This is a genomic window from Sphingomonas sp. TZW2008, assembly GCF_002117915.1.
GTDB lineage: Bacteria > Pseudomonadota > Alphaproteobacteria > Sphingomonadales > Sphingomonadaceae > Sphingomonas.
Genome location: NZ_BDJB01000014.1, coordinates 247,885 through 261,012 on the forward strand (window position 1 = coordinate 247,885; position 13,128 = coordinate 261,012).

Consider the following 13,128-nt stretch of genomic DNA (forward strand, 5'->3'; position numbering starts at 1 on the left):
GATCAAGCCTCGCCCTGCGTGTCGATGAGCGCCGCGGCGATCGCGTCGCGCGGCGACTTGCCGCCCCACAGGACGAACTGGAACACGGGATAGAAGCGCTCGCACTCGTCGATCGCCGTCTCGATCAGCGTGCTCGCGGCGTCGAGCGTCAGCATCACTTCCTCGTCGTCGTCCTGATCAATCAGTGCGGCATGCCGGTACAGGAGGATGCCGCTCGACGACCACAGTTCGAAATGGCCGAGCCAAAGCTGCTCGTTCGCGAGCCCGATCGCCTCGTACACCGCGGCGCGCGACTGCTCGGGCACCTTGACGTCGGGGAAGGCGAGGAACTGCAGCACGCCGTCTTCCTCGCGCCACAGCGCGCGGAGTTCATACTCGGTCCAACTGCCCTTCACCGTCGCGCTGATCTCGTCGTCGTTGCGATCGAACGACCAGCCGTGCGCGGCGAAATAGCTCTCGAGCATGTCGAGCGGGGCTTCGGGTTCCTGTTCGTGGTCGGCTTCGTCGAGCATCACCACCTTATCGCACGACTTCGCCGCGATAGGCAAAGCGGGCTGCGCCGTCTCCGACGCTCAACCCTGCTGCTTCAACTCGAGCGCGTCGAGCCGCGCGCGCAGCGCATCGGCCTCGTCGCGCGCCGCAGCCGCCATCGCCTTCACCACCTCGAACTCGTCCCGCGAGACGAAATCGAGCCCGCCGATCCACTCGCGTGCGCGCTCGCGCGCACCAAACTGCGCCTCGCGCCCGACACCGGCGACGGTACCCGCGGCACCGTTTACGAACTTCACCAGATCATCGAACAGCCGGTTTTCGGACTGCATCGCGCAACGCCTTTCGGAAAGGAAACTCAACCGATGACTTGGGACGTTCGCGCGCCCGGCACAAGGCTTTGCGCGTCGGGATTGAGCTGCCCGATCCGCCAGTTGAGCCCGGCGGCGAAGCTCAGCCAGACGAGATAGGGCACCAGCAGCCATGCCGCCTGGCGCCGGATGCGCGCGAAAGCGAAGGTGGTCGCGACCGACAGCGTCAGGATCGCGAGGATCACCAGCAGCGCGGCGGTGACGCGATGCGCGCCGAAGAACAACGGCGTCCAGGCGAGGTTGAGCGCGAATTGCGCCGCGAACAGCGCGACGGCAGCGGCGCGGCCGCGGGCACCGCGTGCGTTGAGGATCATCGCCAGCGCGAGGCCGAGGAGGATGTAGAGCGTCGTCCACGCGAAGGGGAACACCCAGCCTGGCGGGGTAAGCGCCGGCTTCACCAGCGCCTGATACCAGGCGTTCTCGTCACCCGAAGCGACGCTGCGTCCCGACAAAAAGCCAAGCAGGACGATCAGTGGAACGCACAGCAGCGCCCAGCGCGCAAACGACATCCGCAGCTGAGCCTTCGATGCAATGCCGCCCACAGTACCTCCACGATCGTTTCGCGGGCATAATCACGCACGCATCGGGGCGTAAACTGCCATGCGGGCGCCGGGTTGCTTCAATATTGGACAGCGATCACCCGCGCGTCGCCGCCATCAGGAACTCGACATTGCCTTCGGGGCCGGTGATCGGGCTGGAGCTGAGGCTCTCGACCTGCCATCCCTTGCTCTCGAACCATGCCGCGACCTCGTCGCAGACGCGCTGGTGTACGAGGGGATCGCGGACCACGCCGCCTTTGCCGACCTCGTCGCGTCCGGCCTCGAACTGCGGCTTCACCAGCGTCATCGCGCGCGCCTTGGGCTTGGCGAAACCGAGCGGCACATCGAGCACCTTGGCGATGCCGATGAAGCTCGCATCGCAGACGATGAGGTCGACCGGTTCGGGGATGTGGGCGGGCGTGAGGACACGTGCGCTGGTCTGTTCGTGGACGACGACGCGCGGATCCTGGCGTAGCTTCCAGGCGAGTTGGTTGGTGCCGCTGTCGACCGCGTAGACGCGTGCGGCGCCGCGCGTCAGCAGCACGTCGGTGAAGCCACCGGTGGAGGAGCCGACGTCGATCGCGACCATACCGGCGACGTCCCAGCCGGCGTGATCGAGCCCGTGTGCCAGCTTGATCCCGCCGCGCGACACCCACGGATGATCCCGCCCGCGCACGTCGAGCGCCGCATCGGGCGCGAGCGTCTGCCCCGGCTTCTCGATCTTGCGCGTGCCGGCGAACACCAGCCCCGCCATAATCAGCGCCTGCGCACGCGTCCGCGATTCGGCGAGGCCGCGATCGACCAGCAGTTGATCCGCGCGTATCTTGGCCATCCAATTCCTATCGCGGTTATGGCCGTTCGTCGCAAGCGGTGGGCGGTTGGGCGATCCGACGGAACGGAAGTCATTGCCTATCAATTTAGAGGAGTATACCAAAACAGTGGGGTCGCGGTGCCGGGCGTCCCCCTAGAGCACCGGCAACGCGGCCTCTTCGACGAAGAGGATAGTGCCATGGGCCGTTTTTCGTCCGACCTTTTCAATCGACCAACGGTGCTGACCGTTCCCGGGCTGGGCAATTCCGGCCCAGCGCACTGGCAGACCCTGTGGGAGCAGAGCCGGCTCGACACGCGTCGCGTCGAGCTAGGGATGTGGGACACGCCGCATCGCAACGCCTGGGTAACGAAGCTCGACCAGGCGATCGCGCAGGCGCAGGCGCCGGTGATCCTGGTCGGCCACAGCCTGGGATGCCAGGCGATCGCGTGGTGGGCGACGCTGAGCCCGCAGCCCTACGGCTGGCCGGTCGCCGGTGCGCTGCTGGTCGCCCCGGCCGACGTCGATCGCGACGACGCGCCGCCCGAACTGGCGACCTTTGCGCCCGCCCCCAAAACGTCCCTGCCATTCCCGTCGATCCTCGTCGCGAGCACGGACGATCCGTGGATCACGATCGAGCGGGCGCACAGCTTGGCGGTCGACTGGGGCAGCCACTTCATCGACGCCGGCGCGCAGGGGCACCTCAATGCGGCGAGTGGACTTGGCTGGTGGCCTGAGGGCCAGGAGTTGCTCGGCCGGGTGATCGAGGCTGCCGGCGGACCGCACGGCGAGGCGCGGACACCGGGCGATGCACGGTCAATATTGACTCGTCCGGTGGATGTTCCAGGCACTATTTTGCGGGCATAAGGTGGGACTTCAGGTGGGGTTCGTGTGTAGTGCACGAGGGCCTGAAGAGTGCTTCGATGCGGGTCCCGCGGCGCATCGCAGCCGAAACGGCGTCGCTTCCCTAGATCGCTTCGTCGGTCGTCGATCGCGCGGTTTGCCGGGCACTGACCGAGCGCAACGCAAGTCTCCGTAGCGCGAGGCCACCGACGGATCACGGACGAGCGGTTGCGCCTGACCCGGCCCTGCGCCGCGGGTTCAGTCGCTTTCCGGCGCCGGCTTAACCGCCACCTGAGTCGCAGGATCAGCGTCGTCGGGCCGCTCTATCGCGGCGCGGCGACGGGCTTCGCGCAGGCGGCGCCACAGGGCGAGATTGAAGCCCGCCAGCGCGACGACCATGATCGCGGTGGCGAGGAAGACCTTGGTCCAGCCACTCACGCGCGCGCGCCGACGGCCCCCGCGCCTTCCTCGTTCCAGCGCAGCGCCTTGAGGACGGTGCGCACAATGCCGTCGGCGTCTAGCCCGGCGGCGGCATATTGCGCCTCGGGCTTGTCCTGATCCTGGAACACGTCGGGCAGGCGCAGCGTGCGCAGCTTGAGCCCGCCATCGATCAGCCCCTCGTCCGACGCCATGGTCAGCACGTGCGCGCCTAGCCCGCCGATCGACCCTTCCTCGATCGTCACGGCGACCTGGTGCGTCGCGAGCAGACGGCGGATCATCGCCTCGTCGAGCGGCTTGGCGAAGCGCAGGTCGGCGACGGTGGTCGAGAGCCCCTTCGCCTCGAGCTGCTCGGCGGCCTTCATCGCTTCGGCGAGGCGCGTGCCGAGCGAGAGGATCGCGACGGTCTTGCCCTCGCGCACGATTCGGCCCTTGCCGATCTCGAGCCGCTCGGGCGTGATGGGCAGCGGCACCCCGACGCCATTGCCACGCGGATAGCGCACCGCGATCGGCCCCGAATCATGCTCGACGCAGGTGTGCGTCATGTGGACGAGCTCCGCCTCGTCCGCCGCCGCCATGACAACGAAATTGGGCAGGCTGGCGAGATAGGTGATGTCGAACGATCCCGCGTGCGTCGCGCCATCCGCGCCGACCAGCCCGGCGCGGTCGATCGCGAAGCGCACCGGCAGGTTCTGGATCGCGACGTCGTGCACGACCTGATCGTAGGCGCGCTGGAGGAAGGTGGAATAGATCGCGCAGAACGGGCGCATTCCCTGCGCGGCGAGGCCGGCGGCGAAGGTCACGCCGTGCTGCTCGGCAATGCCGACGTCGAACGCGCGATCGGGATGGCGTTGCGCGAAGCGATCGACGCCGGTGCCACCGGGCATTGCCGCGGTTATCGCGCAGATCCGGGGATCGCGATCCGCCTCGTCGGCAAGCGCGTCGCCGAACACGTTCTGGTAGGCCGGCGGCCCCGGCGGCGCCTTCGCCTGCGCGCCGGTGATGACGTCGAACTTCTGCACGCCGTGATATTTGTCCGACGCGGCCTCGGCCGGGGCATAGCCCTTGCCCTTCTTGGTCACGACGTGGACCAGGATCGGGCCTTCCTCCGCATCGCGCACGTTCTCGAGCACCGGGATGAGGTGTTCGAGGTTATGCCCGTCGATGGGGCCGACGTAGTAGAAGCCCAGTTCCTCGAACAGCGTGCCGCCCATCGTCATCCCGCGGGCAAATTCGTCGGTCTTGCGCGCGGCATTGTGGAACGGGCGCGGCAAGCGGCGCGCGACCTTCTTCATCAGTTCGCGCACCGACAGGAACTCGCGGCTCGACACGATGCGCGAGAGATAGGCCGATAGTCCGCCGACCGGCGGCGCGATCGACATGTCGTTATCGTTGAGGATCACGACGAGGCGGTTGCCCGCCGCCTCCGCGTTGTTCATCGCCTCATACGCCATGCCGGCGGACATCGCGCCGTCGCCGATCACCGCGATCGCCTTGCCCGGCTGACCGGCGATCTTGTTGGCGATGGCGAAGCCGAGCGCGGCGGAGATCGACGTCGAGCTATGCGCCGCGCCGAACGGATCGTACTCGCTCTCGCTACGCTTGGTGAATCCGCTGAGCCCCCCGCCCTGCCGCAGCGTGCGAATACGATCGCGCCGCCCGGTAAGGATCTTGTGCGGATAGCATTGGTGACCGACGTCCCAGATCAGCCGATCGCGCGGCGTATCGAAGACATAGTGGATCGCGGTGGTGAGCTCGACGACGCCCAGCCCCGAGCCGAGGTGGCCGCCAGTCGTGCCGACTGCACTGATCGTTTCCTGCCGCAGCTCGTCGGCGAGCTGACGCAGCTGTTCGGGGGCCAGTTTCCGAAGATCGGCCGGCGTCGAAACTGTATCGAGCAGCGGCGTCTGAGGCAGATCGGTCATCTTTTCATGCTTAGCCGAGCGCGCCGATCGTGTCGAATGCTACCGACTGGCCGAGAACTACTATGCCGCACCCGCGCAGGCGGCGCAGCGACCGCGCACTTCGATCACCGGGCGAACGGGAGTGAAGCCCGCCTCTTGTGCGGCGTGGCGAACGCCGCCGGTGACGCGATCGTCGTCGAGATGCGTCGTCTGCCCGCAGCTGTCGCAGACGAGGAAGATGCAATCGTGCAGGCAATCGGGATGCGCGTTGGCGACATAGGCGTTCGCACTCTCCACCTTGCGCGCGAGGTTCGCGCCGACGAACAGGTCGAGGATGCGATAGACGCTGTTGGCCGCGACGCGCCGCCCCTCCGACCTGGAAACCGCATCGGCGATGTCATAGGCGCTGGCGGGCTTGGCGAAGCCGGCGAGCGCACCGAACACGCTCGCGCGCATCGCGGTCCACTGTTCTCCCGCGCGCTCAAGCGTCGCCTGTGCGGCGGTGGCGAGATCGTCGCCCTGCGGCTCGTGATGGTGATGCGCGTGGGCCATGATCGAGATTTAGGTCGCCGCACCGCTCGCAGCAAGTTCGACGTGAAGATCGACGACGGCGTCGATCGCGGCATCGTCGAGCGTGACGTGCCGATCAAGCAGCAGCATCGCGAGGCCGTGGACGAGCGACCAGGACTGGAGCGCGAAGATCGCCGGATCAACCGAGGGCGGCGCGAGCGCGGCGGCGTTCGCCTGGAGCATCGCCATTGCATCGACCGAGGCGTCGTCGGCCGGCGCGATCGCATCGAAGGGATGCGCGGTGAACAGGCGGAACAGGCCCGGGTTGGCGAGCGCGAAGCGGACATAGGCCGCGCCCGTCGCCTGGAAACCCGCCTTCCCGCCCCCCGCCGCCTGCGCGGCAGCGGCCTGCGACGCGGCGAGCCGATCGAGCGCAACGCGCGCCAGGGCCGCGACTAGCGCCTGCTTGTCGGGGAAATGGCGGTAGACCGCGGTCGGGCTGACGCCGACGGTGCGTGCAAGCTCGCGCAGTGACAGCGCGTCCGCCCCGCTCGCCTCTACCGCGGCGACGCCGGCCTCGATCAGCGCGCTGCGCAGGTCGCCGTGGTGATAGGGTCGAGCACTCATCGCCGCCCGGTAGCAAGATCGCAGCGCACGGTTCAACCGGCTTGTTGACAATGTTCACATCTTATGTATGTTTACGCCATACACATCGAGGAGAGTCGTCGTGGCCAGCACCGTCGAAACCGCCATCCGGTCCGTTGTGGGCAAGGGCATCGAGGCCGTCGCCGGCTTCAACCGCCGCCGCATGCCGGACACGCGCAATCCGTTCCTGGAAGGCATCCACGCGCCGCTTTCCGAGGAGCGCACGATCGTCGACCTGGCGGTAACGGGGACGATCCCCGCGGCGCTCGACGGGCGGTATCTGCGGATCGGGCCGAACCCGGTCGCGCCTGAGGCGGCGGGTTATCACTGGTTCACCGGCGATGGCATGGTGCACGGCGTTGCGATCGCCGACGGGCGCGCGCTGTGGTATCGCAACCGCTGGATTCGGTCACAGTCGGTCGCGGCGGCATTGGGCGAGCGGCCAGCACCGGGGCCGCGGCACGGCGGGTTCGATACCGTCAACACCAATGTCGTCGAGATCGGCGGGCGCACCTTCGCGCTGGTCGAGGCGGGAAGCTATCCGGTCGAACTGGGCGAGGAGCTGGGCGACCAGACCTACAACCCGTTCGATGGCACGCTGGAGGGATCGTTCACCGCGCATCCGCACCGCGACCCGCTGACCGGCGAGCATCACGCGATCGCTTATGAGGGCACCAATCCGACGACGATCCGCCACGTCGTGATCGACGCCGACGGCCGGGTGACGCGCGAGGAACCGATCACCGTCGCGCACGGGCCGTCGATCCACGACTGCGCGATCACGCAGCGCTACGCGATCATCCTCGACCTGCCCGTCACCTTCTCGATGAAGGCGCTGATCGGCGGGCATCGCTTTCCGTACCGCTGGAACCCCGATCATCGCGCGCGCGTCGGCCTGCTGCCGCGCGGCGGCGGTGACGGCGACGTGATCTGGTGCGACGTGGCGCCGGGTTACGTCTTCCACGTCGCCAACGCCTATGACGACGCCGACGGGCGCGTGGTGATGGACGTGTGCGCGTTCGAGACGATGTTTGCCGGTGGCGCCGAGGGGCCGAACGGGCGCAGCCGCGGGCTCGAGCGCTGGACGGTCGATCCGGTGACGCGCACCGTCGCGATCCGCACGATCGACGCCGCGCCGCAGGAATTTCCGCGCCCCGACGAGCGGCGGTTCGGCCAGCCGTATCGTTTCGCCTACACGATGGCGCTGCCCGACGAGGAGGTGGACGAAGTCATCGGCGCGACGCGGCTGTACAAGCACGATCTGGCGGCGGGGACGCGCGAGGTGCACGAGTTCGGCGCGGGGCGCTATCCGGGCGAGTTCGTGTTCGTGCCCGCGCATGCCGGGGCGGGCGAGGACGAGGGCTGGCTGATCGGGCTGGTCGTCGACCTTCCCAACGAGACGACCGACCTCGCGATCATCGACGCGCGAGATTTCGTGGGCGCGCCGGTGGCGAGCATCCGCATCCCGCATCGCATCCCGCCGGGCTTCCACGGCAACTGGTTACCCCGCCAGTGAGAACGGCGGGCGTGACGGGGATGCGCGCGATCGCCTAAGGCCTTTTCCCGAACGAACGGGAGAAGAGCGAATGGACCTCGGGCTTTCGGGCAGGACCGCGATCGTCTGCGCCTCGAGCCATGGGCTGGGCCGCGCGTGCGCCACCGAACTGGCGCGCGCGGGCTGCCGCGTGGTGATGAACGGGCGCGAGACACAGGCGCTCGACCACGCCGCCGCAGCGATCCGTGACGAGACCGGCGCGACGATCGAGACGGTCGCGGGCGACATCGGCGACGCGGGCGTGCAGGCGGCGCTGGTCCAGGCGGCGGGCACGCCCGACATCCTCGTCAACAACAACGGCGGGCCGCCGCCGCGCGGCTTCCGCGATCTCGACGCCGACGCGATCCACGCCGGGCTCGACGCCAATATGGTGACGCCGATCCGGCTGGTGCAGCAGGTCATCGACGGAATGGTCGAGCGGCGCTTCGGACGGGTCGTGTGCATCACCTCCTCCTCCGTCAAATCGGTGACGACGGGGCTCGACCTGTCGAGCGGCGCGCGGATCGGGCTGACCGGGTTCCTCGCCGGCGTCGCGCGCGAGGTGGCGGGGGCGAACGTCACGATCAACTTCCTGCTCCCCGGCCTGTTCGCGACGCGGCGGATCGAGGGGGTGATGGGGTTCGCCGCCAAGGCGCAGGGGATCGACGTCGACACCGCCAAGGCGCGCGGGCAAGAGCGGATCCCGGCGAAGCGCTTCGGCGATCCGGCCGAATTTGGCGCGGCGTGCGCCTTCCTGTGCTCGGCGCAGGCGGGCTATATCACCGGGCAGAGCTTGCTGATCGATGGCGGCGGATACCCCGGCGTGCTATGAGCCAACCTTAGCTTGTTTGCACGGGCGCGCGCTTTGCCGCATTGGCGCGCGCCGAAAGGATTTCTGCCATGGCCACCAATTGGGCCCCCGATAGCTGGACCGCACACGAAGCCCGCCAGCTGCCCGACTATCCCGACGCTGCCGCGCTGACCGCGGCGACGCAGACGCTGCGCGGCTATCCGCCGCTGGTGTTCGCGGGCGAGGCGCGCAACCTGACGCACGATCTGGCGCGCGTCGCGGCGGGCGAGGCGTTCCTGCTGCAGGGCGGCGACTGCGCGGAAAGCTTCGCCGAATTCCACCCCAACAACATCCGCGACACGTTCCGCGTGATCCTCCAGATGGCGGTGGTGCTGACCTTCGCGTCGAAGCTGCCGGTGGTGAAGCTGGGGCGGATGGCGGGGCAGTTCGCCAAGCCGCGCTCCGCGCCGACCGAGGTGATCGACGGCGTCGAGTTGCCGAGCTACCGCGGCGACAACGTCAACGACATCGCCTTCACGCTCGACGGGCGCCAGCCCGATCCCGACCGGATGATCCGTGGCTACAACCAGTCGGCGGCGACGCAGAACCTGCTGCGTGCGTTCGCGCAGGGCGGCTACGCCAATCTCGCGCAGGTGCATCGCTGGACGCACGATTTCATGGGCCGCAGCCCGTGGGCGAAGAAATATACCGAGACCGCCGACCGGATCGGCGAGGCGCTGGAATTCATGGCGGCGTGCGGGATCGATCCCGAGACGGTGCCGCAGCTGGCGCAGACCAGCTTCTACACCAGCCACGAGGCACTGCTGCTGCCGTACGAGGAGGCGATGACGCGGCAGGATTCGCTGACCGGCGATTGGTACGACACGTCGGCGCATTTCCTGTGGATCGGCGATCGCACGCGTTTCGAGGGATCGGCGCACGTCGAATTCCTGCGCGGCATCGGCAACCCGATCGGGCTGAAGTGCGGGCCGAGCCTCGAGCCCGACGCGCTGCTGCGGATGCTCGACACGCTCAACCCGGCGCGCGTGCCGGGGCGGATCACGCTCATCACCCGCTACGGCTACGACAAGATTGAGGCCGCCTTCCCGCGCTTGTTGCGCGCGGTGACGCGCGAGGGGCATCCGGTGGTGTGGAGCTGCGACCCGATGCACGGCAACGTCGTCAAGGCCGCCAACGGCTACAAGACGCGGCCGTTCGACCGCATCCTTGCCGAAGTGCGCGGCTTCTTCGCGATCCACCGCGCCGAGGGCACACACGCCGGCGGCATCCACGCCGAGATGACGGGGCAGAACGTGACCGAATGCACCGGCGGCGCAGTGGACGTCACCGAGCAGAGCCTGGCCGATCGCTATCACACGCACTGCGACCCGCGGCTGAACGCCAGCCAGAGCCTCGAGCTTGCCTTTCTATTGGCCGAGATGCTCAACGCCGAAATGGCCGAGCGCCGCAAGGTCGCCGCCTGACGGCGGGGCGGCGCGGCCTAATGGCCGGGGGACGCGCGCGGCCGCTTGACGGCGCCGCTCGCGCGCCCTAGAGGCGCCGCTTCCGCTCGCACGGCCCCTTCGTCTAGCGGTTAGGACGTCGCCCTCTCACGGCGAAAACACGGGTTCGATTCCCGTAGGGGTCACCATCGTCGGTTGAATCCGCAGAAAACCAGCTTTTACGTTGGTTTCACCTCCCGCTGGTACAGCGAGAAGGTACAGCGGACGATGGTGGCAATGGCAACGCCCTGGCGGCACCCACAGACAGGCACATTCTATCTGCGGCGGCAGATCCCGGCAGGCCTGCGTGCCGAGTTCGGCGGTCGGCAGCTGTGGAAGCGGTCGCTCGAGACCAAGGATCCTGACGAGGCGCGGCGGCTCTTCCCGGCGATCAACGCCGAACTCGAGGACATGTTCGTCAAGGCCCGCGCCGCGATCGCACAGCGCGTCTCGAGCGCGAAGCTGACCCCGCGATCCGCGGCTGACGCGGTAGCGCGGATCGCCGCGACGGAACGGGGCACCCGTGTCGACGGATTCCCGGTGCTGGCAAACATCTTCTGGTCGGAGGAGGCCGCTTCATCGATCCTGCCCGGCGCCCGCCCGGTGCCCCTTACAGATGCGACCATGGAGGGGCTTGCCCGCCTCGATCCCGAACGCCTCGCCGGCGACGTGTGGATGCGCGTCGTGCGCACCCGGTCGCGTGCAGACTCGTTGTTCATGGCGGAACACATGATCCTGTGGGTCCACGGCCGCCTCGGCGGGGGGCGAGGCGCCTTTGACGACCTCGCCCGCTCGACCGAGAACGACCTGGCCATCATGGATGCCATCACTGACGCCGTAGAGCGTGAACAGGCCGCGTTGCGGAAGCTGCTGGCGTCGCCGCTTCGCCACACCGCGACCCGGCTTCGATCCGATATGACGCTGTGCGAGCTCTTCGAAGCGTGGAAAACGAAAACGCCGTCCCCGGGGGCGCAAGGCGTTCACGAGGCCTCGACCACGATTGCGGACTTCATCGACTATGCTGGCGACATTCCGGTCAGCCGCATCACCGTCGACCACCTCTACAACTTCCGCGACGTGGTCGCCTCGTTGCCCAAAGCGATGCCGAAGGCCGATCGCGACCTGAGCTTCACCAGCCGCCTCGCGAAATATGCCGACAGCGATGACCAGAAGGTCGCGCCAGCATCGGTGAAGCGCAGGGTGGGACACCTGCAGGCATTGTTGACCTACGCTTTCAATCAGCGCTGGATCGAGGCGAGTATCGGCGCGGGTATACGCATCGAAGGCTACTCAAAGAATACCGGCGCGAAGCGCCCCTTCCTCGACGACGAGCTGGGTCGGCTGTTCGGCAGCGACCTGTTCGTAAAGCCGGAACGATGGCGCTCCACGCGGGACACGGTGAGCGACCGCACGCTTGCCTGGCTATTCCTTCTCGGCCTGACCAACGGCGCACGGATCGAAGAGATCGGCCAGACCGAGTTGTCAAATGTGAAGACGGATGACGGCATTCGTTACCTCGACCTCGGCATCGACGCGCGCGTGAAGAACGAGACGTCCCGCCGCATGATCCCGTTGCACGATCTTGTCCTGCAGCTTGGGTTCGACGATTACGTCGCAGTGCTGCGAAAGGCAGGTGAAACCCGGTTGTTCCCAGACCTGAAGCCGAACAAGTTCGACAAGCTCTGTCAGGCCGCCTCGAGGGTCGCGAACCGGGTCATCGACCGCGTTGTGAGCGACAATCCGCGTATCAGCTTTCATAGTCTCCGGCACAACTTCAAGGACATGGCGCGCGACGCGACGATCGAGAAATACATCATGGATCAGATCATGGGCCACGCCGGCGTCACAACCGGTGATCGGTACGGTGTGGGCGCGCGCCTGAAGACACTCGCTCGCGAACTGGACCGTGTCAGGTTCGACATGGTGGATTGGGAACCGATCATCCGGGCATTCAGCGTCATCGACTGGAAGAAGACGTCATGAAGTCCTGCTTCGTCGTCCTGGCGGAACCGGGCGATCGCTTTCTTGGTGTCCATCACACGATCAGCGGCGCCGTGCATAACGCCGCCGCCGAAGGCGCTACGACGATGCCCGATGGTTGCCCGATCACGGTTTCCGATGTTTTCGCAACCATGAAGCAAGCGCCCATGCTCGTGCTCGGCTGTCCGCCGGGCCATGAGTTTGAGGGTATCCGTATCGAACGCCACGTGATCATGGTGTAGTCGCTCCAGCTCATGCAGCCTGAACGGCTCGCTATTCGGAAACGCCTCGTTAACGGGGCAAGTGTACGGCTGTACGTATGTACGGATTCATCTGATTCATGGCGGGCGAGCTGACTCGAGACGACGTGTTTGCCGCTTGCGAGGCGCTCGCGGCGCACAAGGTACCCGTCGAAAAAATCACCGGGCACAAGGCATGGTCGTGGCTTGGGCGCGGCAGCAAGACGACTGTGCAGAAGCACGTGAGGGAGTGGCAGGCTTTGCAGGAAAAATCTCTACCGCTGACGCGCCAGGCCGCAATGACCACGATTCAGGAGACGATCGACCGGCTCGTCAGCCAAGGCGTTTCAGACGAACGCCACCGCGCCGACTTGGCGATCGCGCAGCTTGAGGAGCAAGTCCGCCAACTGAGTCTCAGTTTGACCTCTGCGCTGGCCGACGCGGAACGCCTGACCGCACAGCTGAATGAAGTGACTAGGGTCAGGACCCATTGATGTGAGTGTCGCGATCTGATTCAGGCTTCGCGAGGAGACCCC

The 13,128-nt window shown here is 67.2% G+C and carries 15 protein-coding genes and 1 tRNA gene; 8 read left to right on the top strand and 8 right to left on the bottom strand.

All coding sequences use genetic code 11. The features are described from left to right. Positions 1 to 2: 2 nt before the first annotated feature. From B7L05_RS15405 to B7L05_RS15420, 4 genes are all read right to left on the bottom strand, one after another. Positions 3 to 512, bottom strand: coding sequence for a YbjN domain-containing protein (locus tag B7L05_RS15405; RefSeq protein ID WP_085811152.1), 510 nt, complete (start codon positions 510 to 512; stop codon positions 3 to 5). A 60-nt stretch (positions 513 to 572) separates the two neighbouring features. Then, on the bottom strand, positions 573 to 821 hold the full coding sequence (locus B7L05_RS15410) for an accessory factor UbiK family protein (protein ID WP_085811153.1): 249 nt from the start codon (positions 819 to 821) through the stop codon (positions 573 to 575). Between the two features lie 26 nt (positions 822 to 847). Next, positions 848 to 1,369: a TspO/MBR family protein gene (locus tag B7L05_RS15415; RefSeq protein ID WP_085811199.1), complete on the bottom strand. Its 522-nt coding sequence runs from the start codon at positions 1,367 to 1,369 to the stop codon at positions 848 to 850. 127 nt (positions 1,370 to 1,496) lie between these two features. After that, on the bottom strand, positions 1,497 to 2,231 hold the full coding sequence (locus tag B7L05_RS15420) for a TlyA family RNA methyltransferase (RefSeq protein WP_085811154.1): 735 nt from the start codon (positions 2,229 to 2,231) through the stop codon (positions 1,497 to 1,499). 177 nt (positions 2,232 to 2,408) lie between these two features. On the opposite strand from B7L05_RS15420, the gene B7L05_RS15425 reads away from it, so the two are divergent. Further along, positions 2,409 to 3,074, top strand: a complete 666-nt coding sequence (locus tag B7L05_RS15425; RefSeq protein WP_085811155.1) for an alpha/beta hydrolase — start codon at positions 2,409 to 2,411, stop codon at positions 3,072 to 3,074. 234 nt (positions 3,075 to 3,308) lie between these two features. Here the strand turns inward: B7L05_RS15425 and B7L05_RS15430 are convergent, their stop codons facing one another. Genes B7L05_RS15430 through B7L05_RS15445 form a run of 4 tightly spaced genes read right to left on the bottom strand, consistent with a single transcriptional unit; the run spans position 3,309 to position 6,529 of the window. Then, positions 3,309 to 3,488 (bottom strand): hypothetical protein, encoded by a 180-nt coding sequence (locus B7L05_RS15430; protein ID WP_085811156.1) that lies wholly within the window; start codon positions 3,486 to 3,488, stop codon positions 3,309 to 3,311. Next, positions 3,485 to 5,413, bottom strand: a complete 1,929-nt coding sequence (gene dxs / locus B7L05_RS15435; protein ID WP_085811157.1) for a 1-deoxy-D-xylulose-5-phosphate synthase — start codon at positions 5,411 to 5,413, stop codon at positions 3,485 to 3,487. Before dxs ends, B7L05_RS15430 begins: the two co-directional genes overlap by 4 nt. A 60-nt stretch (positions 5,414 to 5,473) precedes the next feature. Further along, positions 5,474 to 5,944: a Fur family transcriptional regulator gene (locus B7L05_RS15440; protein WP_085811158.1), complete on the bottom strand. Its 471-nt coding sequence runs from the start codon at positions 5,942 to 5,944 to the stop codon at positions 5,474 to 5,476. Between the two features lie 9 nt (positions 5,945 to 5,953). Then, positions 5,954 to 6,529, bottom strand: a complete 576-nt coding sequence (locus B7L05_RS15445) for a TetR/AcrR family transcriptional regulator (RefSeq protein WP_085811159.1) — start codon at positions 6,527 to 6,529, stop codon at positions 5,954 to 5,956. Positions 6,530 to 6,629: 100 nt separating this feature from the next. Here B7L05_RS15445 and B7L05_RS15450 point away from each other — a divergent pair, with 100 nt between their 5' ends. From B7L05_RS15450 to B7L05_RS15480, 7 genes are all read left to right on the top strand, one after another. Then, a complete protein-coding gene (locus B7L05_RS15450; protein ID WP_085811160.1) occupies positions 6,630 to 8,063 on the top strand; it encodes a carotenoid oxygenase family protein in 1,434 nt (477 codons plus the stop codon). Between the two features lie 70 nt (positions 8,064 to 8,133). Continuing rightward, positions 8,134 to 8,913 carry an SDR family oxidoreductase gene (locus B7L05_RS15455; protein WP_085811161.1) on the top strand — a complete coding sequence of 260 codons (780 nt, stop codon included), beginning with the start codon at positions 8,134 to 8,136 and terminating at the stop codon, positions 8,911 to 8,913. 68 nt (positions 8,914 to 8,981) lie between these two features. Next, positions 8,982 to 10,355: a class II 3-deoxy-7-phosphoheptulonate synthase gene (locus B7L05_RS15460; protein WP_085811162.1), complete on the top strand. Its 1,374-nt coding sequence runs from the start codon at positions 8,982 to 8,984 to the stop codon at positions 10,353 to 10,355. A gap of 92 nt (positions 10,356 to 10,447) precedes the next feature. Next, positions 10,448 to 10,522, top strand: a tRNA-Glu gene (locus tag B7L05_RS15465). A gap of 88 nt (positions 10,523 to 10,610) precedes the next feature. Beyond that, the gene (locus B7L05_RS15470; RefSeq protein ID WP_179187241.1) at positions 10,611 to 12,356 is read left to right on the top strand and encodes a site-specific integrase; all 1,746 of its coding nucleotides are present in this window, start codon (positions 10,611 to 10,613) and stop codon (positions 12,354 to 12,356) included. Beyond that, positions 12,353 to 12,595 carry a hypothetical protein gene (locus B7L05_RS15475; protein ID WP_085811164.1) on the top strand — a complete coding sequence of 81 codons (243 nt, stop codon included), beginning with the start codon at positions 12,353 to 12,355 and terminating at the stop codon, positions 12,593 to 12,595. The genes B7L05_RS15470 and B7L05_RS15475 overlap by 4 nt, the downstream gene beginning before the upstream one ends. A gap of 98 nt (positions 12,596 to 12,693) precedes the next feature. Next, on the top strand, positions 12,694 to 13,086 hold the full coding sequence (locus tag B7L05_RS15480) for a DNA-binding protein (protein WP_085811165.1): 393 nt from the start codon (positions 12,694 to 12,696) through the stop codon (positions 13,084 to 13,086). Positions 13,087 to 13,128 lie beyond the last annotated feature (42 nt).

Bases quoted from the DNA above. Each gene is read 5' to 3' on its own strand.
- B7L05_RS15405 (WP_085811152.1), bottom strand. From the start codon at position 512: ATGCTCGACGAAGCCGACCACGAACAGGAACCCGAAGCCCCGCTCGAC.
- B7L05_RS15410 (WP_085811153.1), bottom strand. From the start codon at position 821: ATGCAGTCCGAAAACCGGCTGTTCGATGATCTGGTGAAGTTCGTAAAC.
- B7L05_RS15415 (WP_085811199.1), bottom strand. From the start codon at position 1,369: ATGTCGTTTGCGCGCTGGGCGCTGCTGTGCGTTCCACTGATCGTCCTG.
- B7L05_RS15420 (WP_085811154.1), bottom strand. From the start codon at position 2,231: ATGGCCAAGATACGCGCGGATCAACTGCTGGTCGATCGCGGCCTCGCC.
- B7L05_RS15425 (WP_085811155.1), top strand. From the start codon at position 2,409: ATGGGCCGTTTTTCGTCCGACCTTTTCAATCGACCAACGGTGCTGACC.
- dxs (WP_085811157.1), bottom strand. From the start codon at position 5,413: ATGACCGATCTGCCTCAGACGCCGCTGCTCGATACAGTTTCGACGCCG.
- B7L05_RS15440 (WP_085811158.1), bottom strand. From the start codon at position 5,944: ATGGCCCACGCGCATCACCATCACGAGCCGCAGGGCGACGATCTCGCC.
- B7L05_RS15445 (WP_085811159.1), bottom strand. From the start codon at position 6,529: ATGAGTGCTCGACCCTATCACCACGGCGACCTGCGCAGCGCGCTGATC.
- B7L05_RS15455 (WP_085811161.1), top strand. From the start codon at position 8,134: ATGGACCTCGGGCTTTCGGGCAGGACCGCGATCGTCTGCGCCTCGAGC.
- B7L05_RS15460 (WP_085811162.1), top strand. From the start codon at position 8,982: ATGGCCACCAATTGGGCCCCCGATAGCTGGACCGCACACGAAGCCCGC.
- B7L05_RS15470 (WP_179187241.1), top strand. From the start codon at position 10,611: ATGGCAACGCCCTGGCGGCACCCACAGACAGGCACATTCTATCTGCGG.
- B7L05_RS15475 (WP_085811164.1), top strand. From the start codon at position 12,353: ATGAAGTCCTGCTTCGTCGTCCTGGCGGAACCGGGCGATCGCTTTCTT.
- B7L05_RS15480 (WP_085811165.1), top strand. From the start codon at position 12,694: ATGGCGGGCGAGCTGACTCGAGACGACGTGTTTGCCGCTTGCGAGGCG.